Source organism: Pseudomonas sp. IAC-BECa141, from assembly GCF_020544405.1.
Classification (GTDB): domain Bacteria; phylum Pseudomonadota; class Gammaproteobacteria; order Pseudomonadales; family Pseudomonadaceae; genus Aquipseudomonas.
Genome location: NZ_CP065410.1, coordinates 6,046,155 through 6,068,566, shown reverse-complemented (window position 1 = coordinate 6,068,566; position 22,412 = coordinate 6,046,155). Strand labels below are relative to the sequence as shown.

Sequence of the window (22,412 nt, the reverse complement as noted above, 5' to 3'; positions counted from 1 at the left end):
GGACGTGTGATGAAAAAGTTTTTCAAGAAAGTCGGCGCCTTCCTGCGCCAGACCTGGGTCTGGACTCTGCTGCTGGTGCTGTTCGTGGCACTGTTGGTGTGGTTCGTCGGCCCGTTGTTGGCAGTGGATGATTACAAGTTCTGGGAGAGTTCCACCTCGCGCTTGCTGACCATCGCCGTGCTGTTCCTGATCTGGGGCCTGACCATGGTCTTCGTCAGCTGGCGCGCCGGCATCCGCAAGAAAGCTGTCGAAGAAACCGAAGACGGCCAGGACCGTATCCGCCGTGACGAACTGATCGAAGAAGAGCAGAAAGAGTTGAAGGAGCGTTTCAAGGACGCCCTGAAAACCCTCAAGACTTCGAGCCTGTATCGCGGCCGCAGCGAGCGCTGGCGCAGTGACTTGCCGTGGTACTTGCTGATCGGCCCGCAGGCCAGCGGCAAGACCAGCCTGCTGGACTTCTCCGGGCTGGAATTCCCGATCAACAAGATCGACCGCAAGCTGACCCGCGACACCCACGGCACCCGTCATTGCGACTGGTACTTCGCCGATCACGGTGTGCTGATCGACACCGCCGGCCGCTACCTGACCCAGCCGGATTCGGAAGTCGACGGGAGCGCCTGGACCACGCTGCTGGAACTGTTGCGCAAGCGTCGTCGCGGTCGTCCCCTGAACGGCGTGCTGGTGACCATTCCGGTGGAAACCCTCACCAGTGGCAGTGAGCAGGACATCGACACCCTGGCCCGCCAGGTGCGCGCGCGTCTGCAAGACGTCTATCAGAAGCTGCACGTCGACGTGCCGGTGTATCTGGTGCTGAGCAAGGCTGACAAGCTGCTGGGCTTCGACGAGTTCTTCGACCAACTGACCCGCGAAGAAAGCGATCAGGTGCTGGGGACCAGTTTCCGCAAGGATCAGGTCGGCACCGATGTGGCCGTGTTGCGCAACGAGTTCGAAGAGCTGCTGCGTCGCCTCAACAGCCAGGTGATCATGCGCATGCACTCCGAGCGCGACACCCAGCGCCGTGGCCGCATCCTCGACTTCCCGCACCAGATGGGCCAGATCGGCGAGCGCCTGTGCCTGTTCGTCGACATGGCCTTCACCGGCAACCGCTACCAGCGTGCGACGCTGCTGCGTGGTTTCTACCTGACCAGCGCTCCGCATCTGACTCAGGAAATGGATTCGACCACTGCCGGTATCGGCGCGAGTCTGGGCATGAGGGCCGGCGTGCTGCCGACATTGCGCAGCGGTCGTTCGCGTTTCATCCACCATTTGCTCAGCCGCGTGATTTTCCCCGAGTCCGACCTCGCCGGTCTGGACAAGCGCGAGCGCAGCCGCATCCACTGGGGCCAGCGTGCGTTGTACGTCGGCGCACTGGGCGCGCTTGTGCTGTTCGGCATGCTCTGGGCCGGCGGTTTCTCGGCCAACTGGGAGCGTCTGGAAAACCTGCGCAATCTGGCGCAGAACTGGACCCAGCAACGCACGGCACTGTCGCCGCGCGATGACGCCATGGGCACGCTGAAAACCCTCGACACCAGCTACGCCGCGACTCAAGTGTTCCCGAAGAAAGGCGACGCTGCGTACCACGAGCGGATGGGGCTGTATCAGGGCCAGGACGTCAATCCGGTGGTCAAGGAGGCTTACGAGCACGAGCTCGAAAAGCAACTGCTGCCGCGCGTCGCGACGATGCTCGAAGGCCAGATCCGCGCCAACATGAAGGACCGCGAAAAGCTGATCAACAGCCTGCGCGCGTACCTGATGCTGAACATGAAGGATCGTCGTGACGCGGCGTGGCTCAAGGATTGGGTCGCCACCGACTGGTCCCAGCGCTACTCCGGCAACACCGCCGTGCAGAACGGTTTGAATGCCCATCTGGAGCGTCTGCTGGAGTTGCCGTTCATCTATCCACTCAACGAGCAACTGGTGACTCAGGCGCGTCAGGTCCTGCGCAGTGAATCGCTGGCAAACGTGGTTTACCGCATGCTCCGCGAGCAGGCGCGCAACCTGCCGGACTATCGCTTCAGCCAGCACCTCGGGCCGCAGGGCTCGCTGTTCATCGGCACCGAATACGTGATTCCGGGCTTCTACACCCAGACCGGCTATCAGCAGTATTTCTCGGTGCAGGGCGCATCGCTGGTCACCGACATCCTGCGTGACAACTGGGTGCTGGGCGAAGGCGCGGGCATCAGCGACATGGACTTGCGTCGCCTGATGGTCGAGCTGGAGCAACTGTACTTCCGCGACTACGCCAACTATTGGAGCGAAGCGGTTGGCCAGGTGGCACTGCCGCCGATCAGCGATGCCGGTGAAGGCGCCGAGCAACTGGCGGGCCTGACCTCGGCCAACTCGCCGGTGCTGGCGCTGCTGACCGAAGTGCGTGAGAACACTCGCTTCCCGGCGGCCCCTGAGCCGGTGGATGAAGCCGGTGACGCCGCCGATGCACTGGCAGGCCAGAAGGGCAAACTGGGCAAGGTCGGCAAGCTCGCTTCCGCTGTCGCCGACAAGGCTTCGGCCATGAACGTGGCGAAGAATCTGCCGGACACTGCCAAGAAGTCGCTGCAACGACGCTTTGAGCCGCTGCATAAACTGCTCGACGACAACAACGGCCCGGCCGCTGACCTGACCCCGGCCTTCACCGCGCTCAACGACCTGCAACTGCAACTGGCGGGCCTGGCCCGTTCCAGCACGCCGGAGCAGGCCGCGTTCGAACTGGCCAAGACCCGCATGAGCGGCCAGCGTGATGCGCTGACCAACCTGCGCAATGCGTCCGGCCGTCTGCCGCGTCCGCTGAGTGTGTGGTTCAACGTGCTGGCCGAAGACTCGTGGCGTCTGGTGCTCAACGATGCCTACCAATACCTGAACGGCCGGTATCAGAACGAGCTGTACAGCGTGTATGGCAAAACCATCAGCAAGCGCTATCCGTTCAGCGCCTCAAGCACCAGCGATGTGGCGATCAGCGATTTCCGCGAGTTTTTCCGGGCGCAAGGCACCATCGACCGCTTCTTCGACAACTACATGCGTCCGTTCGTCAGCGGTGATCCGGGCAACTACCGGATGCGCAGCATCGACGGTCGCAGCCTGCCGGTGTCCAAGGTCTTCCTCGACCAGATGGCGGCTGCACTGAACATTCGCCAGAGCTTCTTCTCGATCAACCCGGCCGAACCGACTGTGCAGTTCAAGCTTGAGCCGTACACCCTCGATCCGGCGGTCAGCCGCTCCGAGTTCAAGTTCGGCGACAAGACCATGGAATACCGCCACGGTCCGATTCTGCCCATGAGCTTCAAGTGGCCGACCGATGCTGAAGACGGTCGCACCAGCCTGGTCATGGACAAGATGGCAGGGCGCCCGATCGGCATCGAGAAGAACTCCGGCCCGTGGTCGCTGTTCCGTCTGTTCGACCTGATGCAGACCGAGTACCTGACCGGTCGCGACGTGCTGGTGCTGAAAGCCGACGTAGGTGGCCTGCGCGCCAACTACCTGCTGACCAGCCAGCGCACGCCGAATCCGTTCGACATGGGCGTGATGCGTACCTTCCGTATGCCGGTGCAGCTCTGATGCTGGTGGCCAGTCCCTGGCGCAGCGCGGCGCGAACCGACCCGGGCAAGGTGCGGTCGCGCAACGAAGATGCTTTCCTCGACACCCCGCAGCATGGGCTGTGGGTGGTCGCGGACGGCATGGGCGGTCATCAGGGTGGCGACATCGCCAGCCAGTTGATCGTCGCCAGCCTGGCTGAACTGCCGCAGCACGAAGACTTCGACGAACGCCTCAAAGCCATCCGCCAGTGCCTGCACTGGCTGAACCGGCGCCTGGGGCAAGAGTTGACCGTTACTGCCGGGCGCCACGACAGCATCATGGGCAGCACCGTCGTGGCGTTGCTGGTGGACGGCAATCGCGCGGCCTGCATCTGGGCCGGCGACAGTCGTTGTTATATGTGGCGCGGGCAGCGGTTGTATCAGCTGTCGAAGGACCATTCGCTGCAACAGCAATTGATCGACGAGCAACAGATGAGTGTCGAACAGGCAGCGGCGCACCCGGCCGCCCAAGCCCTGACCCGGGCCGTGGGCGCGGCGGAACAACTGACCCTGGATGTGCTGGAACTCGAGGTTTATCCGGGCGATGTGTTCCTGCTGTGCAGTGATGGTTTGTATCAAGGCCTGAGCAGTGATGCCCTCGGCAACGCTCTCAGTCTGGCGGCGCCGCATGTGGCGCTGGAACGTCTGTTCGACGGCGCCCTGCGTGGCGCCGCTCGCGACAACCTGACGGCCGTGGTGATCCGCCAATGACTGAAATCGAATCCTCAGTCGACGACTTGCTGATGAGCGAAGAGCAGGCCAATAACCTGACCTATTTCGCTTTCGCGAAGCAGCACAACGCCGAACCCGCGCTGGCGCCGACCAAGGCCAGCGTCGGCGAACTGCCGGACGTTCTGGCAGGCCGCTATCACCTCGAGCGCCTGCTCGGGGCCGGCGGTATGGGTGCGGTTTACCGGGCCCGGGATCTGCTGCACGAACAGTTCGGCGATCCCGATCCTTACATTGCGCTGAAAATCCTCAGCGAAGAATTTGCCGAGTCGCCGGACGCCAGTGCCTTGCTCTACAGCGAGTTCGCCCTGACCCGACGCCTGCGTCACGACAACGTGCTGCGACCGCACACGTTCGAAGTGGACACCGATTGCCAGCGGGCCTTCATCACCATGGAACTCATGCGTGGCCTGACCCTGGACAAACTGCTCTGCGAGCGGCCACTGGGCCTGCCGTGGAAGGAATTGCGCGACATCGCGCTGCCGCTGCTCGACGCGCTGGCCTACGCCCACCGTCGTGGCGTGCTGCACGGTGACATGAAACCGAGCAACGTCATGCTCAGCGAAGACGGCGTGCGCCTGTTCGACTTCGGTCTCGGGCAAGCCGAGGAGGGCATGCTGTCCGGCCTGCCGCACCTGAGCCGCGAGCGCTTCAACGCCTGGACCCCGGGCTACGCCGCCCCCGAACTGCTTGAGGGCCAACCGTTGTCGGCCAGCGCAGACGTGTACGGCGTAGCCTGCGTGATCTATGAACTGGCGGGCGGCAAACACCCGTTCCGCCGCTTGCCCTCGACCCAGGCCCGTGACGAACACCTGGATCGCGAACTGCAAGCCCCGGCAAATCTGCCGACCCACTGTTGGCCGGCGCTGCGCACCGCGCTGGCCTTTGACGCGGCAGAGCGCAACATTTCTGCCGACCAATTGCGTGACGCCTTGGGCGCCACTTCGTCCTGGTTGCAGCGTTTGCGGCTGAGGGCGTAACGGATGACATTCGAACAGGGAGCACACTATGTTCAACCCAGCTAACGAAACGCACTTCAGCCTCACGGTCGAAGACTACGTAGGCGACCTGCAAGTCCTGTCGTTCACCGGCACCGAGGGCATCAGCCAGCCGTTTCGCTTCGACCTCGAACTGGTCAGCGAAAACCCGGATCTGGACCTGGAAAAACTCCTGCACAAACAGGCGTTCCTCGCCCTCGATCCACAAGGCTCCGGTATCCACGGCCAGATCTACCGCGTCGCCCAGGGTGATGCCGGCAAGCGCCTGACCCGCTACAAGGTTTCGCTGGTGCCGCAGCTGCAATACTTGCATCACCGCACCAACCAGCGCATCTACCAGCAGATGTCGGCGCCGAAAATCATCGCGCTGATCCTCGACGAGCACGGCATCAAGGGCAACGCCTACAGCTTCCAGCTGAGCCAGCCGTGCCCGGATCGCGACTACTGCGTGCAGTACGACGAAACCGACCTGCACTTCGTCCAGCGCCTGTGCGAAGAAGAAGGCATTCACTACCACTTCCAGCACAGCAAGAAAGGCCACCTGCTGGTGTTCGGCGATGACCAGACCGTGTTCCCCAACCTCGGCCAGCCGACCGCGTATGTGCAGGGTAGCGGCATGGTCGCCGAAGAACCGGTGATCAAAGGCTTCAAGCTGCGCCTGGAAACCCGCACCAGCCGCACCACCCGCCGCGACTACGACTTCGAAAAGCCGCGTCTGCAAATGGAAGCGGCCTACAAGCCCGACGGCGAGAGCACTGAACCGGATCTCGAAGACTACGACTACCCCGGCCGCTTCATCGACCGTGCGCGAGGCAAGTTCCTCAGCCAGCGCGCCCTCGAACGCCACCGAGCCGACTACCGTCAGGCCGAAGGCCGCAGCGACCAGACCAAACTGGTCAGCGGCCACTTCATGGAAATGTCCGACCACCCGCGCAGCGAGTGGAACGACCTGTGGCTGCTCACCGAAATATTCCACGAAGGCAAACAGCCGCAAGTCCTCGAAGAATCGGTGACCAGCGACACCACCGACAACAAGGACGACTTCCACCAGGGCTACCGCAACCGCTTCCTCGCCACCCCGTGGGACGTGTTCTACCGCCCGGCGCTGGAACACCCGAAACCCCGCGTCCTCGGCAGCCAGACCGCCATGGTCACCGGCCCCAAAGGCGAAGAAATCCACTGCGACCAGTACGGCCGCATCAAGGTGCAATTCCACTGGGACCGCGAAGGCCTGGCCGACGACAAGACCAGCTGCTGGCTGCGGGTCTCCAGCTCCTGGGCCGGCGACCGCTACGGCGCCATCTCCATCCCGCGCATCGGCATGGAAGTCCTCGTCACCTTCCTCGAAGGCGACCCTGACCAACCCCTCGTCACCGGCTGCCTGTACCACAAGGAAAACCCGGTGCCCTACGCCTTGCCGGCGAACAAGACCCGCAGCGTCTTCAAAACCCTCAGCTCCCCGGGCGGCGGTGGCTACAACGAACTGCGCATCGAAGACAAAAAAGGCGCCGAACAAATCTTCATCCACGCCCAGCGCGACTGGGACGAAAACATCGAACACGACCAGAAGATCCGCGTCGGCAACGAACGCCACGACACGGTGGTGAAGAACACCTACACCGAACTCAAGGCCGAAGAACACCGCACCACCATCAGCGACCGCAAGATCGAAGCACGGATGGACGACCACCTGACCATCGGCGAGAGCCAGCATGTGAAGCTCGGGACGGCGCAACTGACCAGCGTCGGGAAAGAGATACACATCAAGGCGGGAGACAAGATCGTCATCGAGGCCGGTTCCGAACTGACGATTCTCGGCGGCGGCAGTTTCATCAAGCTCGATGGCGGTGGTGTGACGGTGGTTGGGCCGGTTGTGAAGATCAATGCCGGCGGCTCGCCGGGTGCGGGCACTGGCATCGGGATCAAACCGCCGGTGCTGCCGGGGGCGGCGGATAAGGATAAGGCGGGGAGTTTGATGGATCAGGCGTTGTTGAATGCGCCGCCTGAGAAGGTTAAGCCGAAGGCTTTTTTTGTGTTTTCTGAGTGATCGACATGAATGGTTTTTTGAAGAAAAGGCACGGTTTCGCGGTAGCGGCTTTCACCGCCTCGCTGCTGAGCCTGTTTCATGGCAGCGCTTATGCTGATGATTGTCCGTCTGAGGACTTTTCCCAATTCCTGACGGCGTTCTCTGCGAATGCTGAAACTCAGCAGCGGTTGACTGCGATGACGGTGAAGTCGCTTGTTTTGAAGCCAGTGGGAGAACACGGAGTTTTTGAGCCACAAACGACGGGAGTCAAGAGCTCCAGTTTGCCATTTCCGCTCATGTCGCCTGTGGGCACAGACAAGACTGAACGCGTGGTGGTCGAAGCGATCGACGATAGCCATTTCAACGTAGTGGACAAGCGAGCAGGTAACAGCCACATCAAGATCTTCAACTTTTCTCGCCAAGCGTGTTGGGTGCTTGAGGGTGTTGAAGATTGGTCGATCAGAGAGAAAGATCTCGTAGAGGCGAGCAATGCCCACATGAGCGAGGCAGAGAACTTTTGCTTCCAGCGTGCAGAAGCCTTCAGAGGCCTGGGGGGGTTAGAGCAGTACCGACTCACAGGTGAGTTATTTGAAGCTTCTTTGGAAAACTACCTATGCGCAGCAGCTTCCGGTGATCCTCAGGCTAGTTTGAATGCTGCAAGTTTGAGCCTTTCTGGCATGGCTCCGCAGCTAGAAACTAATAAGGTTGAACAGCTATTCAAGGCAGCAGCGACCACTTTGCCTGAGGGTGCGATGAGCCTTTCGTTGTTTTATTGCGATGGAAACAATGTTTCCTCTAATGCTCCATGCCAGCATCCAGCAGAGGCTGAAGAAGCGTTGACGCAGGCGGCCCGTATGGGAGATGCCTTTGCAACAAATGCACTCGGTCGAGCTTTTGAAACTGGAGAATTGGTTACTAAGGACATGTCCAGGGCGATTGCCTGCTACCAACTCGCTGCCCAAAAAGGCAGCAAAGGGTCTATCGCACATTTGGAACGTCTGAATAAGCAGCCTGCTGGAATTGCTAAAGCCAGCTATTGCTATTGATTATTGCAGGAAGCAGAAATGACAGAGCCACTGGATTTATCTGGAAATTACACCAGCGCGAATTATAGCTATAAGGAGGGCGGGGATGGTTACGCTGTAGAGAATGGTAAAAAAATTGTCGACTGTTCTCATATGGTTAACTTGTTGCTGACGGGGGCGGGCTACGAAGTTCCTTATCAGAATACCGCCGGGCTTAATAGCCAGGAAGCGCTCAAATATTACGATGTGATAAGCCCGGCTAATGTGAAGCGGGGAGATATCGTACTCTGGATTAATGCCACGTCAAATCATCAAAACAAGACGTTAAACCATACAGGTATTGTAGAAAGTTATGACAGTACGCTGGATTCTGAGTTTGGAGAATTCTTCGGAGCACAAAGTTCTGGACCAGCCACTGCCAAATTCGGTGCCGTTGGGAAGGCTTGGTACTGGCCAGTCCCTACAAAATTTTTAAGGGTTAAGGAGTCGACTCGGACGGGGGGGGCGCTCCCGCTCCCGCACCGGCAGCTGCGGGGGCTGCACCATTGATGAGTTTTCAATATCCATTTAGAAAACCAGATGGTAAGCAGTTCACTGGAGCAGATGAAGTATACAAAGCCCTAGAGGCTGAAACTGCTGGCCACTACCTGCTGGGCAGCAACAAGTTTTGGCACGGCGGCATTCACATCAGCAATGCCAGCGCTCCTCAATGCATTTTGAACGAACCAATTCGGTGTATGGCCGACGGTGAAGTTGTGGCCTACCGACTTAACGAAGATTATTTGGAGTCCACATTCGGCGAAAATGAGAAAAAACTTAAGTATTCCAACTCGTTTTGTTTGGTGCGACATGAGTACAAATCTGCACCAAACCCAGAAGAAGGACCGAATAAAGGCAAGCAAAACAAGCTTAATTTCTACAGCTTGTACATGCACCTTCTGCCCTTCAAGCGTTATCCGCTGACTGAGGAAGAAACTCCAAAGCCTAAAGTGACCATGAAAGTAAGTGACTTCAACGCTTACGACGATTTCCCTGAATCCAGCAGCATACAGAACGTCGGAAAGCTCGTTGCGGGGACCAAACTTGAGATATTGGATCAAAAGGACTTAGGCAACGTTACCTATGCGAAAGGGAAAATCCTGTCAGGTAGCGTTAAAAAAAGTGGCCACAAAGTTCGCGAAGCTGGCAAAGAGGTCTGGTTCGCGTACTTGAAAGATGGAGAGCCCTACAAAAACTCCAAACCCGCACGTATATGGCTGGCAGACCCGATCCCGGAGCGTTTAAAGCCCAAATATTGGCAAGGCAAGGTGAAGGGAACCGCATTGAAGAGATTGGAACTTTATCAAGATCCGGTCTCGCCCCAAAATGGACAGGCCGCCGGTGCCAAGATGGGCTCGCTGCAACTTACCCCTCATAGTACGGTGGAGTTTGAAAGCAAAGAGGTTCTGAATCTCAATGTTTCCGGGACAATTCGCCGAATGGCGAAGTGTACCAGCAGTGGTAGTTTGGCAGGGGCGGGAAGCCTTCCTCCCAGCTTTTGGGCGATTGTGGAAAACGACCACGTTGCCTGGGATGTAATCCCGAGTAGCTTCAATTCTGTAGAATCTGCCAGTACCGGTATCAAGGCGGGAGATCCGATTGGCTATCTGGGATTGACTGAAAATCTGACCGGCGAAGATGGCGGTGTAGCGAGTAAGTATCAAGTACACGTCGAGATATTTACTGCCGAAGCCGACATAAAAGACTTCCTCAAGAATACGGCTGGGCTGAAGATCGGCAAGCAATATCTGTATTTGCCGGCCGGAGGTGAGTTGAAGAAAAAAGCACCTGCGACGGATAGTACGGTGCTGAAAACGGAACATGCGGTTGATTTGAACAAGGCCCCGGTCATTAAAGTGGGTACCGACGATTACTACGATGTGACCGTCACTGACAATGCTCAGGCGGTCAACGGCCTGGTCAAGAAAGCCGGTGCACAAATCATCACTCAGCATGATTGGGAAAAGCTGGGGTTTCAGATCGTCGAAGAAACCAATGCGACAGCGGACGGATTTCTCGATCCGAAAGACATGCCTGCGTTCTTTCAGGATCTGTTTGCGAAGATCGATAAAGACAAGAGCGGGGACGTCGATCCGACCGAGTTGGCCGAGGCTTTGAAAAACCCAGACACGCGCTCGCAATGGTCCAGGCTGGTGGCCCATCATCCGACCGAGTGGAAAGCGAAAGCAGATGCTCCCAAATGGAGCCGGCTCGATACAGAGCTTGAGCATGCTCCGAAGACACTGAAGCATGAAAAAGAAAGGATCAGCAGCTATGTATTTTGGGATGATCTGAAAGAAAAGGCTGCCATCAGTACCGATTTGATATGGCATTTTCATTCGATTGCATTTGTAGCGAACGCGCTGTCAGCTGCTTGTATCCCACTCAGCAAGGCGAAAGAAATTGCCCTATTGGTTTCCTCCGGATACGAAGGAAAGAGCAAGCTGGATTATGAGGCACTGGCGGGTAACTTCGACGGTCAAGGAATGTCTTTCGGTGTTATTCAGTGGAACTTTGGGCAGGGTACTTTGGGGCCGGTTTTGTTGGAGATGCGGGGAGCGGATCAAGCTACTTTTGATGGATGCTTTGGCGCCAACATGAATTTCCAGGCATTGATAACTTCGCTGAACTCTGCGGATACGACTGCCCAAATGAGTTGGGCGTCGGGAGTGATCGCCAACAACAACGCGGGGTGGAAGTCGGCCTTTAAAAAAATTGGCGAAGTCGAGGCGTTTCAGAAGATTCAGCTGAATCATGCGGCGAAATACAATGACAATGTGATGTCTTGCATCAAATTGATGCGCGAATTGGCACCGAATTTGATGGCGAAGATTCAGCTACGGACGTACTGTGCGCTATACGATTTGTGTGTTCAGCAGAACAACCTTTCGAAGGCGGAACAGCTTATTAGAACTGAGTTCCCAAGCGCCAATATTACAACTCAGAAAGAACTACTGATTTTTGTATGTAAAAAACGAGCAGAAAAAGCGGCGACGGCCTACAGGGCTGATGCATTCAGTCGTCGGATGGGGATCATTCAAGGACAAAAATATACCGCTACAATGAGTGGCAATACGGCCACGCGAGAAAACGGTAATTACGGAATAATCGTTGAGGGTGATATTTGTGAGCTTTAAATTCCGCTGGTTTATTACTTTGATTTTGTTTTCTTCACCGGCGTGGAGCGAAAGCAAAAAATTAGTATGCGATCCTGATACCAATATTTGTTCTGTGGCTATTTCGGAGAACTTCTGTGGTTCTGATGGCGTTCCGAAGGCGAAATTTGATATCAGGAGCCAAAGTTATATATTGAGTTGCGAATGTGACTGTAGCTCTCAGGAAAACAGCTTCTGGATACTTAGTTCTAACGGAAAGGTGCAAACACTTGATGCGAGCAAGATCGTAAGTAGTGTAGATATTGGTAAAAACAGGTCCGGAGTACCTGATACTTTTGGTGTGGTTCCTTATTGTCAATCAATCAATACAAATGATGATGGCCTTATATATCTGCAGAAAGGTCCTGGCTCTGCGGGGCAGCCGCAACCATATTGCTATTCGGTACTTGAGCATGACGAAACGCAGAAATGTGAAAGTTCTGATTGCTTGAGTAAGTTACAATTGGTTTCCGGCGTGGAAAAAAAAATAAAAGAAGAGCTGTTGATTGAGTTCAAAAATGCTACATCGCGCCTTTATAAGGATGAGTCCAGGTTTGCTGATTTTCCGAAGCGTAGTTTTATTGAACGCTACATTGGTGAGTATGGTTATTCTTCTGCCAGCCAGCAAGTGTTCAATGACGTAGCATTTTTTTGGCAGCAGGCAGGCTTCAACAACGACGCAATTTGGCTCTTGAAAAAAGTTATTTCAGAAAGTCCTAGGCGGACAGTCGCCTATCTTAATCTGGCAGATGCCTATTGGGCGGAAGGTGATCAAGCATCCGCAGAAAAAAACTACAAGGTGTACATCGAACTCATGAACGAAGATGGCAAGCAAGCCAAGGTTCCTGATCGGGTGAGGCAGCGCGCTACGGCGCAGTAATAGAAGAAGTTGCAGATTACTCTTTATTAAGGCTCACCAGTCATGGCTGGGCCTTGGCAGCGCTGTCGTTTGATGGGGTTTCTGCCAAGGGACTTCAAATTGAATTGTCCGGTTGGTTCTTCCGTTTTTTTTTGCGGGGTATTGGATTGCAATTCATCAATCAAGGGATGCGAAGTGAAACGACTGTTGTCGGTGAGTTAAAGGGGGCGGATTTATTTGTTGCGCTCGATTTTGCGAAAACAAATTCGTCCCGTTTTTGCTTGAAACCGCTTCGGACAGTAATGGGCTATGAACGATAAAGAGCGCGCGGTGCCGGCGTACAAGCAATATGCATCGAGCATGTCGGAAGCAGGAAAGGCTTCGAAGATTCCTGCTCGGGTTGCTGAGCGCAGCTCTGGAGTATCCGGATCATGATCAAACTCAAGACGTTCCTTGAACTGGTCGCGGGTGTTTCTTTGGCTGCTTTGCTGGTTCCTGCGCATGCTCAGGAAACCTGCAATCCCGACAGCTTTTCCAATCCCGATTTGATCATTTGCGGTCAGCAGTCTTTCGAGAAAGTCGATGCAGTGCTGAATGAGCAATACAAGAAAGCGCTGGTCGGTTTGGCGCCGACCGACAAGAAGAAACTGACTGATGTGCAAAAGAAGTGGGTGCGCTTCAAAGAGGCGTATTGCGAGGATGTCTATCAGTCGGCCTTGCCCGGTGCAGAGGCGCCCATCGAAAGGCTTGGGTGCCTGGTGCAAACAAGCAATGCCCGGTTGGGGGAATTGGTTGCTCTGCAGACTGGGTTACCCCTGGACGGTTTTTATAAAGCTGCATCGGCCATGGCGGGGCAGGATCGAGAAAAAGGTCTGACGGCTTCGATGGAACGATTGGGGGGTGACAACTTCGACGATCCGTTGTGGCGGCAATACGTCGATGGGCACTGCGAAATGAGTGAGCGTGTGTTCCGGGAGGACATCGCTAACTGCGCAGTGCGCATGCGCTTTCAATTACCTCTTAATCGTTGAAGGAATGAACGGTTTGAAAACTGCCTCAATGTTCTTTGTTGCGCTGTGTCTTTCTCCGCTTGCCGCCTATAGCGAAGTCTCAACGCGGGTTTCTTGCTTTCGCTCACTTGATGGAAACAACATCAATTTTGAATTCAGAACCTATTTCGACACTGTCACCAAATGGGGCGGCGCAGGTGTCAGGTATAGCAAGTCGAAGAAAGCTATCCCCCTTGTCTATCGGAACACCGAGGACGAGGTCATGACTGAGGAAGGCCCTCATCAGTTCACGACGACGTGGGTAGAAGTTTCTGACGGTGTGGTGACTGGAGAATATGAGATGGCAACTCAGGGTGCGAGGGTGAATTCGATGCACTACAGGAATTACAAATCGGGCAAGCAGTACTCGTTCGATCAAGACATCACCATGGAGGCGACACCTGAGACCGGTTGCCAGTGGTAAGAACGGATAGTTTCGAAAGGGGACTCAACGTCCCCTTTTTTCCACCCGCGATTCAGCTACGGCTTGCCCTGATACTCCCGAAACTCAATGTGATCGAGCGTGCCTTCCACCATTAACCGCACGCCATCCGCCATTCTGCTCAGGCCCAATGCCATCGAGCGGCGGGGGCCGTCGAGGTCGTCGGCCAGGTTGGCGGCGAAAGCGCTGATGGACAGGAGGTCTTCGGAGGCGTTGGCCATGAGGGCTTCAGCGTCGGCGTTGGGGCAGAGGGCGAACAGGCCGCCCAGGCGTTTGGGGCGTGTGGTTCTGGGTTTGAAGTGGTGGTCGAGGGCGCGTTCGGCGGCTTCGTGGAGTTTCTTTGAATCGAGGGATTCGTAAGGGGAGGTTTCCGGGTTTTCTGGAATTTCGGGGGATTGGGTGTTGGTTTGATCATCGTGATTTTACCGAGTCATGGAGCCGACACCACTTCGCTTGCTTCGAAAGGGTGGCAGCTGTGTATAGGTGTGCAAGACCGGACTCGGCAACCGGCAGACCCAAAGGTCTCCCACACACAGCCGCCATAACGATTCGCGAGCATAGGAAAATGCATGGTGAATAGCTATAACCGGATGAATGACGAGCCCGGACTTGCACGTCCGAGTCACCGATTTTGCGGTGACACACAGAGGCTATCGGTGATGTCCCAGCCTGCCTAGTTCATAGGTATCCCGGCGCTTCGCAGGAAATTTCCCATAGGTTTGCGGGGCAGCAGACCGAAAGATCGCAGCCTTCGGCAGCTCCTACAGGAATGTGTTTCTTCAGGTGTAGGACGGGGGGATGGTGTGACGCGGAGCGTCACGGGAGACATTCCCACGCGGAGCGTGGGAACGATCAGGTTGTGGGGCGGAAATCGTGACTTGGTAGTCATCATGCGAGAAAAGCCATGCATCGTCTTCTATCCGTCCAAGATAGTGGCGAATCCGTTCGAATCCCTTACACTCCCCCGGCCGTTCATTTTCCTTTTGAGGCTGTGCGCATGAAATTTCGTTTTCTTCTGTGGATGCTGGGTCTGTTGATGAGTAAGGCCAGTCGGACAAATCCTGCGTTCCAGCAGCAGTTGGGTGACAAGGATCTGGTGTTTCAGCTACAGACTCTGGACGGGAAAGTGGCGCGGCATTTCGTGGTGAAAGATCAGCGCATTACCAGCAAGTCCGGGGTGGTGGCGGAGCCGGCGTTTGCGATTGCCTTCAAGGATGCGGCGTTCGGGTTTGCCACGATGCAGGCGAAGAACAAGCAGTTGGCGTTCATGCAGGGGATTCAGGACAAGTCGATCCAGCTGAAGGGGAATCCGGCGCTGGTCATGTGGTTTCAGGGGTTGATGAAGTATTTGAAGCCGCGGAAGGCGAAGGCCAAGGCTGCTTGAGTATTGCGTGAGGCTGTGACGCGGAGCGTCATGGGCTGCATTCCCACGCAGAGCGTGGGAACGATCAAATACAAAGGCCCCACACTCGGTTGAGTGCGGGGCCTTTTTTATGAGCGCAAATCAGGCCTGGCTGAACTGCGAAGCCAGTTCGCGCAGGAGGACTTCGGCTTCCAGTACTTTGCTGACCACATCATTGGCCTTGTCGCGAGTCAAACCAACACGCTCCAGCAGCGCATCCGGGATGTCTTCATCCGGCCCGGAGCCGATGCCGCGACTGCGCAGCAGGCGCACGGCCAGGCAGACGAGGTTCGGGTATTCGGCGTAGGCGCCGTCGTAGTTCGGGTCGTGCTGGAAGCGCAGGGCGGTGGCCAGTTCGTCCGGCATGTCCCAGTAGCGCATCAGCCAGGAGCCGATCTGTTCGCGGCTGATGCCCAGCAGGTGTTGCTCGACGTAGCTGTGGCACAGGTGCGGGTTGACCTCCAGGTGCCGGCAGATCAGCGAGAAGTGCGGCGGGAACACGTGGGCCAGCAGCAGGTAGCCGAAGTTGTGCAGCAGGCCGGCGAGGTAGGTCAGGCCGGATTCCGGACGCTGGGCGCGCGGCATGGCGCGGGTCAGGCCTTCGATGACGGCGGCGGTGTAGATCGACTGCTGCCAGTACGGCGTGGTGTGTTGCGGGTGGTCTTTCGGCAGGCTCAGGGTCTTGCCGAGGGCCAGGCCCAGAGCCAGGTTGATCACCAGATCGAAGCCCAGCACGCGGACGATCGCGTCTTCTACCGAACGGATCTTGCCCGGCGACGCGTAGTACGGCGACGCCGCCCAGCTCACCACTTGCGCAGCCAGCGCCGGGTCGGTTTCGACCACGCCGGTGATGTCGTCGATGGTGGCGTTCGGGTCGACGCGCAGCTTGATGATTTTTTGTGCGGTTTCGGCCAGTGGCGGAATCTCGATGGTCGCTTCCAGACGCTGCTGGATGCGCCGCGCGGTAAACGCCTGTACGGCCTGGGTGATTTCCTCGCGGTCATCGTCCGGGCGGTCGAGGTTCGGGCGGATGCTGCTCAGGGCTTCGCCGAAGTTGGCGGCGCTGGCCTTGGTCAGCATGGTCTTGAAGTCGTCGCTGGCGATTTCCAGCAGCAGGCCCGGCTCGCCGGAGTTGATCAGCAACTTCGGCTCGCGCAGCAGGCTTTCTTCGTAGAGGCACGGCGAGCTGGTCAGCGCCGGCAGGCCCGGCAGCAGGCTCAGGCTGTGTTTGCCGAGCATCTTTTCCAGGCGCTCGGTGGACACGGCGGTCAGGCGACGGCCCGTCAGTTCGGCGAGGCGGTTGAGATCCAGCAACTGGCTCTGTGGAAACAGCACCATCAGCGCACCGACCGCGTCGTCCAGCAACACGGCCTGCACTTTGCGCGAGGCGTTGAGGCCGTGGTGGTCGAGCACTTCTTCGTAGGCGACGCCCAGCTTGTTGAGCAGCAGCCGAATAACAGACGGAGCGTGCGGGGATTCGGGGGCGAGAGCAGCTTCGGTCATGGTCTGTATCCGTTTTTGAAACAATTGCTGGAGTATAACCAGCTTGGTTGGAACGAGCTTTGAGAAACTGCGACGGTGCTCACACTTGGCCGTATTGCTGCCCGTGTCGCAGCCAGCGGTCGAGCAACGGGCTGACATGGGTAGGCCAGCGTTCGAGCAAGGCCTGGGCGGCATCGCGTACGGCGGGCAGCAGATCGGCGTCGCGCATCAGGTCGGCGACCTTGAATTGCAGCAGGCCGGTCTGGCGGGTGCCGAGCATTTCGCCGGGGCCGCGCAGTTCGAGGTCTTTTTCGGCGATGACGAAACCGTCGTTGGTCTCGCGCATGATGCCCAGGCGCTGGCGGCCGATTTGCGACAGCGGCGGATGGTAGAGCAGCACGCAATGGCTGACTGCGCTGCCCCGACCGACGCGACCGCGCAACTGGTGCAGTTGCGCAAGGCCGAGGCGTTCGGGGTTTTCGATGATCATCAGACTGGCGTTGGGCACGTCCACGCCGACTTCGATCACGGTGGTGGCGACCAGCAGTTGCAGGTTGCCGGCCTTGAACTCGGCCATGACGGCGGCTTTCTCGGCGGGTTTCATGCGGCCGTGGATCAGCCCAACCTTCAACTCGCCGAGGGCGGCGGTCAGGTCTTCGAAAGTGGTTTCGGCGGCCTGGCAGGTCAGCTCTTCGGACTCTTCGATCAGCGTGCACACCCAATAGGCCTGACGGCCCTCGGCGCAGGCGCTGCGCACCCTCTCGATGACTTCGACGCGGCGGGTATCGGTGACCAGCACGGTGTTGACCGGGGTTCGACCGGGCGGCAGTTCGTCGAGGATCGAGGTGTCGAGGTCGGCGTAGGCGCTCATCGCCAGCGTCCGTGGAATCGGCGTGGCGGTCATGATCAGTTGATGCGGGCACATGCGCCCGCCGACGCCTTTCTGCCGCAGCGCCAGACGTTGCTGCACACCGAAGCGGTGTTGTTCGTCGATGATCACCAGCGCGAGGTTCTTGAACTGCACTTCGTCCTGAAACAGCGCGTGGGTGCCGACCACCATCGGCGTGCCGCCGGCGATCTGTTCCAGCGCGGCGGCGCGGTTCTTGCCTTTGAGCTTGCCGGCCAGCCACGCCACCTCGATGCCCAATGGTTCGAGCCAGCGCTTGAAAGTGATGAAGTGCTGCTCGGCGAGGATCTCGGTCGGCGCCATCAGAGCTACCTGATAGCCGGCCTCCAGCGCTTGCAGCGCCGCGAGGGCGGCGACCACGGTTTTGCCCGCACCGACGTCGCCCTGAATCAGCCGCAGCATCGGTTCGTGCTGGCTGAGGTCGTAGGCGATTTCGTTGCCGACCCGTTGCTGAGCGCCGGTCGGATTGAAGCCGAGGTTGGCCAGGTATTGCGCGGGCAGCTTGGTGGCTTTCGGCATCGCTGGCGCGCGCAGGGAACGCATGCTTTCGCGCAGGCGCTGCTGCGATAGCTGGTGAGTCAGCAACTCTTCGAAGGCCAGACGATGCTGGGCCCAGTGATGACCGAGGGCGAGTTCGTCGACGTCGGCATCGGCGGGCGGGTTGTGCAGGTAGCGGATCGCGTCGGCCAGCGGCGCCAGTTGATAGTCGCGGGCCAGTTCGGTCGGCAGCCAATCGGGCAGGGTGGCCGGCTTGAGCAGGGTCAGCGTCTGCATGCACAACTGGCGCAGGCGCGCCTGGGTCAGGCCTTCGGTCAGCGGGTAGACCGGGGTCAGGGTTTCATCCACCGGCGGCGGTTCGTCGCCGTTGATGGCGCGGTATTCCGGGTGGTAGATCTCCAGCCCTGACGCACCGGGTCGGGCTTCGCCGTAGCAGCGAATCCGCGTGCCACGCTTGAGGCCTTCTTTCTGCGCGTTGCTGAAGTGATAGAAGCGCAGGCTCAGGCCGCCGGTGCCGTCCTGCAAACGCACGACGAGGCTGCGACGCCGGCCCATGACCACGTCGGCGCCGCTGACGGTGCCTTCGACCACGGCGTCCTGTCCCGGCCGCAGCGCGCCGATCGGCACCACGCGGGTGCGATCCTGATAACGCAGCGGCAGGTGGAACAGTACGTCCTGGAGGTTCTCCAGGCCGACCTTGGCCAGTTTCTCGGCCATGGCTTCACCGACACCCTTGAGTGCGGTGACCGAGACCTGCGACAGCTCAGTCATGACTCTGGCTTAACCGGCCGTGACCGGCGCGGCAGGTTTGGCGACCGAGCACAGGCGAATGGAGTCGGCGAGGATCTCGATGGCTTTCGGCCGCGGGAAACTGGCGCGCCAGGCGATGGCCACAGTGCGGAATGGCACTGGTGCCGACAGCGGACGTACTTCGATCACGCCCGGGGCGTAGTGATGGCTGTCCACCGCCGACAGCGGCAGGATCGAAATGCCCAGGCCGGAGGCGACCATGTGGCGAATGGTTTCCAGCGAGCTGGATTCGACCGTGGTGTGCTTGGCGCCGTCGTTGCCCTTGGTCAGGGTCGGGCAGGCTTCCAGTACCTGATCGCGGAAGCAGTGGCCTTCGCCGAGCAGCAGCAGGCTCTTGTCGTTGAGCAGGGCGGCGTCGATGGATTCTTTTTGCGTCCACGGGTGCTGGGCCGGCATCAGGACGTAGAACGGTTCGTCATAGAGCGGCAGGGTCAGCACGTCGGCTTCGTTGAACGGCAGGGCGATGATGATCGCGTCCAGTTCGCCGTTGCGCAGTTTGTCGCGCAGCACGTGGGTGAAGTTTTCTTCGATGTACAACGGCATCTGCGGGGCGACCCGGTGCAGTTGCGGAATCAGGTGCGGGAACAGGTACGGGCCGACGGTGTAGATCGCGCCGACTTTCAGCGGGGCGGTCAGCTGGTTCTTGCCGGCCTGGGCCAGTTCGCGGATGCCCTGGGCCTGCTCCAGCACTTTTTGCGCCTGAGCGACGATGCCTTCGCCGACCGGGGTCAGGCGCACGGCGCTTTTGCTGCGCTCGAAAATCAGCACACCGAGTTCGTCTTCAAGCTTTTTCACGCCCACCGACAGGGTCGGCTGGCTGACGTGGCAACGCTCGGCCGCGTGGCCGAAATGCTGCTCTTGGGCGAGGGTAACGATGTAGCGTAATTCTGTGAGAGTCATAGCAAGCGTCCATGAAGATGCGGGCCAAGCATACCGGCTGCAATCGATAGACGCACGTTATCAGACTGAGTGATGAATGCGACACCGGGCAATGCCGGTTTGCCGTTGGTAGATATGACAAAGGCACCTTTGGGTGCCTTTGTGTCGGGTTCGTCCGGTTGTCGCAGAACCCTGTGGGAGCGAGATTGCTCGCGAAAGCGGTGTATCAGACGAAGCAGCGTTGCCTGACAGGCCTCTTCGCGAGCAAGTTCGCTCCCACAGGTTTTGCGGTGCCTTCTAGCGGCGGCGTTCCAGCGAGTAAACAAACGGCGCAACGATTTCGATTGCGCCATTGGTCAGCATGTCGGCCGGTGGCTTGGGCAGCGGCTGGGCGCGGCGGATCATTTCCAGGGTGGCCCGGTCCAGATCGGCGTTGCCGGAACGGCCCACCAGTTCGAACGACAGCACGTTGCCTTCGCCATCAACCACGAAACGCAACCGGTTCAAACCTTCCTTGCCCCGTGCCTGAGCGCTGGCCGGGTACTTTTTGTACTTGGCCAGATGCGCAAGCAGGGTACCTTGCCAACTGGCCTTGGCCGCCAATTGTGCAGGCGACGGGCCCGGTGCCGGCTGGGCGGATTTCTCCGTCGGCGCCTGGGTCTGCTGAGGCTCCGCCGGTTTTTCCTCGGAAGGTTTTTCCTTCACAGGCTCCGGTTTCTTCTCAACCGGCTTGGGCGGTTGCGGCTTTGGCTTGGGTTTTGGTTTTTGCTTGGGCACCGCGATCTCGGCTTTTGGCGCTTCGGCCAGTTTCGGGATCGGCAGTTCTTCAACCGGAGCCGGTGGCTGCGGTGGCGTGACGACTTTCGGCGGTGCGGGCGGTGGCGGGGCCGGAACCGGTGCCAGCTCGACCATCATTGCCTGCGGCGGCAATTCGATGGGCGGGCGGGCGTTCCAGTTCAGCGCCAGCGCAATGGCCAGCGCGTGAACACCCAGCACCACGGCCAGGCTACCGCTGTAACGCGTCAGCTTATGGCGCGTCGTGATCATTTCTTGACTGCGCTCTCGAGTCCGACCAGACCGACCTTCAGGTAGCCGGCGGCGCGCAGGTTATCCATCACGCTCATCAAGTCGCCGTAATCCACGCCTTTGTCGGCCTGGAAGAAGATCGTCGTGTCTTTCTTGCCTTGGGTCTTGGCGTCGAGTGCGGCGCCGAGGGTTTCGGCTTTCACTTCGTCATCGCCGATGAACAGGCGCTGGTCAGCCTTCACGCTGAGGAATACCGGTTTCTCCGGCCGCGGTGCCGGTTTGGCGGTGGAGGCAGGCAGGTCAACCTTGATGTCCACGGTGGCCAGCGGAGCGGCCACCATGAAGATGATCAACAGCACCAGCATCACGTCGATGAACGGCGTGACGTTGATTTCGTGGTTCTCGGCCAGATCGTCGTCTGCGCCTTCTTTCAAATGCAGGCCCATGGCCGATTACCCCACTTTCACCATGTGCGGTTGCGAGCTGTTGCGCTCAGGCTGGTGGTCGAGGTCGCGGCTGACCAGCAGCAGAACCTGAGCCGACGCATCGGACACCTGAGCCTTGTAACCGGCGATGGAGCGGGCGAAGACGTTGTAGATGACCACGGCAGGAATCGCGGCAACCAGACCCAGTGCGGTAGCCAGCAGCGCTTCAGCGATGCCCGGTGCTACGACGGCAAGGTTGGTGGTCTGGGTTTTGGCGATGCCGATGAAGCTGTTCATGATGCCCCACACGGTACCGAACAGGCCGACGAACGGCGCAGTGGAGCCGATGGTGGCGAGGACGCCGGTGCCGCTGCTCATGTTGCGGCCACAGGCGGCGACCAGACGCTCGAGGCGGAAGCTGACGCGCTCCTTGATGCCTTCTTTCTCGCGGGCGTTGGCCGACAGGCGCATTTCTTCCAGGGCGTCGTGTACCAGCAGGTTGGCCAGCGTGCCTTCTTTCGCCGCGGTAGCGCTGGCTTCCTTGAGGGAGGCAGCTTTTTTCAGGTTGGCGATTTCACCGCGCAGCCGGCGTTTGGCGCCCATCAGCTCGAAGCCCTTGGCGATCCAGATGGTCCAGGTGATGATCGAGGCGATGGCCAGGCCGATCATCACGGCTTTAACGATGACGTCGGCGTTCTGGTACATGCCCCATGGCGACAGGTCATGGGCCATGCCCAGGCTGTTGTCGGCTTCGAGGACTTCCGGTCCATCGGCGGCGCTGGCCTCTACGGCCTGCACCGGATCGGTCGCGGCAGGTGCGGCGGCCGGAGCGCTCTGCTCGGTGGCGGCTGGCGCGGCCGGGGCTTGTGCGTCAGCGAATGCAGCAACTGGTGCCAGCATCAGGCTGAGCAGCAGAGCAGCCACGGCGCTCCAGGCGCGAGGTCGGTTGGTTGGCGAAGCGGAGTTTTGAATGCGTGTCATGCTGGCCGGACCTGAGATAGAAAAACGGTGATGCTCTTCCAGGCCTCGTGAGGCCGAGAACAAAAGTGGCGTGCATTATTGCAAGTAATTCTTGTTAACAAAAGTAATAGAGTT

The 22,412-nt window shown here is 58.7% G+C and carries 18 protein-coding genes and 1 pseudogene; 12 read left to right on the top strand and 7 right to left on the bottom strand.

Features of this window, described 5'->3' with window-relative positions:
- The first annotated feature begins 9 nt into the window (after positions 1-9).
- From tssM to I5961_RS27865, 11 genes are all read left to right on the top strand, one after another.
- On the top strand, positions 10-3,549 hold the full coding sequence (gene tssM / locus I5961_RS27915; RefSeq protein ID WP_227233936.1) for a type VI secretion system membrane subunit TssM: 3,540 nt from the start codon (positions 10-12) through the stop codon (positions 3,547-3,549).
- Positions 3,549-4,277, top strand: a complete 729-nt coding sequence (locus I5961_RS27910; RefSeq protein WP_011336583.1) for a PP2C family protein-serine/threonine phosphatase — start codon at positions 3,549-3,551, stop codon at positions 4,275-4,277. Before tssM ends, I5961_RS27910 begins: the two co-directional genes overlap by 1 nt.
- A complete protein-coding gene (locus I5961_RS27905) occupies positions 4,274-5,275 on the top strand; it encodes a serine/threonine-protein kinase (protein ID WP_227233934.1) in 1,002 nt (333 codons plus the stop codon). Before I5961_RS27910 ends, I5961_RS27905 begins: the two co-directional genes overlap by 4 nt.
- Before the next feature lie 28 nt (positions 5,276-5,303).
- Complete coding sequence (locus I5961_RS27900; RefSeq protein WP_227233932.1) at positions 5,304-7,340, top strand: type VI secretion system tip protein VgrG; 2,037 nt, start codon at positions 5,304-5,306, stop codon at positions 7,338-7,340.
- Positions 7,341-7,345: 5 nt separating this feature from the next.
- Entirely contained in the window at positions 7,346-8,365 is a 1,020-nt protein-coding gene (locus I5961_RS27895; RefSeq protein ID WP_085702312.1) for a tetratricopeptide repeat protein, read from the top strand.
- A gap of 18 nt (positions 8,366-8,383) precedes the next feature.
- A complete protein-coding gene (locus tag I5961_RS27890; RefSeq protein WP_227233931.1) occupies positions 8,384-8,893 on the top strand; it encodes a hypothetical protein in 510 nt (169 codons plus the stop codon).
- Positions 8,893-11,520, top strand: a complete 2,628-nt coding sequence (locus I5961_RS27885; protein ID WP_227233930.1) for an EF-hand domain-containing protein — start codon at positions 8,893-8,895, stop codon at positions 11,518-11,520. The genes I5961_RS27890 and I5961_RS27885 overlap by 1 nt, the downstream gene beginning before the upstream one ends.
- On the top strand, positions 11,510-12,418 hold the full coding sequence (locus I5961_RS27880; protein WP_227233928.1) for a tetratricopeptide repeat protein: 909 nt from the start codon (positions 11,510-11,512) through the stop codon (positions 12,416-12,418). The genes I5961_RS27885 and I5961_RS27880 overlap by 11 nt, the downstream gene beginning before the upstream one ends.
- A gap of 53 nt (positions 12,419-12,471) precedes the next feature.
- Positions 12,472-12,717 (top strand): hypothetical protein, encoded by a 246-nt coding sequence (locus I5961_RS27875; RefSeq protein ID WP_227233926.1) that lies wholly within the window; start codon positions 12,472-12,474, stop codon positions 12,715-12,717.
- A gap of 111 nt (positions 12,718-12,828) precedes the next feature.
- A complete protein-coding gene (locus I5961_RS27870) occupies positions 12,829-13,428 on the top strand; it encodes a lysozyme inhibitor LprI family protein (protein WP_085702313.1) in 600 nt (199 codons plus the stop codon).
- Positions 13,429-13,432: 4 nt separating this feature from the next.
- Positions 13,433-13,870 (top strand): hypothetical protein, encoded by a 438-nt coding sequence (locus I5961_RS27865; RefSeq protein ID WP_227233924.1) that lies wholly within the window; start codon positions 13,433-13,435, stop codon positions 13,868-13,870.
- Between the two features lie 56 nt (positions 13,871-13,926).
- Here I5961_RS27865 and I5961_RS27860 read toward each other — a convergent pair.
- Positions 13,927-14,303: pseudogene (locus I5961_RS27860) on the bottom strand (DUF6124 family protein).
- 582 nt (positions 14,304-14,885) lie between these two features.
- Here I5961_RS27860 and I5961_RS27855 point away from each other — a divergent pair.
- Positions 14,886-15,272 (top strand): SCP2 sterol-binding domain-containing protein, encoded by a 387-nt coding sequence (locus I5961_RS27855; protein WP_227233922.1) that lies wholly within the window; start codon positions 14,886-14,888, stop codon positions 15,270-15,272.
- 120 nt (positions 15,273-15,392) lie between these two features.
- Here the strand turns inward: I5961_RS27855 and I5961_RS27850 are convergent, their stop codons facing one another.
- The 6 genes from I5961_RS27850 to exbB all read right to left on the bottom strand — a co-directional run bounded on the left by I5961_RS27850 (position 15,393) and on the right by exbB (position 22,298).
- Entirely contained in the window at positions 15,393-16,793 is a 1,401-nt protein-coding gene (locus I5961_RS27850) for an aminoacyl-tRNA deacylase and HDOD domain-containing protein (protein WP_085702315.1), read from the bottom strand.
- A gap of 79 nt (positions 16,794-16,872) precedes the next feature.
- Complete coding sequence (gene recG, locus I5961_RS27845) at positions 16,873-18,948, bottom strand: ATP-dependent DNA helicase RecG (RefSeq protein ID WP_227233920.1); 2,076 nt, start codon at positions 18,946-18,948, stop codon at positions 16,873-16,875.
- 9 nt (positions 18,949-18,957) lie between these two features.
- A complete protein-coding gene (locus I5961_RS27840) occupies positions 18,958-19,887 on the bottom strand; it encodes a hydrogen peroxide-inducible genes activator (protein WP_064379831.1) in 930 nt (309 codons plus the stop codon).
- 276 nt (positions 19,888-20,163) lie between these two features.
- Positions 20,164-20,913, bottom strand: coding sequence for an energy transducer TonB (locus tag I5961_RS27835; protein ID WP_085702317.1), 750 nt, complete (start codon positions 20,911-20,913; stop codon positions 20,164-20,166).
- Positions 20,910-21,338: a TonB system transport protein ExbD gene (gene exbD / locus I5961_RS27830; RefSeq protein ID WP_064379836.1), complete on the bottom strand. Its 429-nt coding sequence runs from the start codon at positions 21,336-21,338 to the stop codon at positions 20,910-20,912. The genes I5961_RS27835 and exbD overlap by 4 nt, the downstream gene beginning before the upstream one ends.
- Before the next feature lie 6 nt (positions 21,339-21,344).
- Complete coding sequence (exbB, locus tag I5961_RS27825) at positions 21,345-22,298, bottom strand: tonB-system energizer ExbB (RefSeq protein WP_227233919.1); 954 nt, start codon at positions 22,296-22,298, stop codon at positions 21,345-21,347.
- Positions 22,299-22,412: the final 114 nt, after the last annotated feature.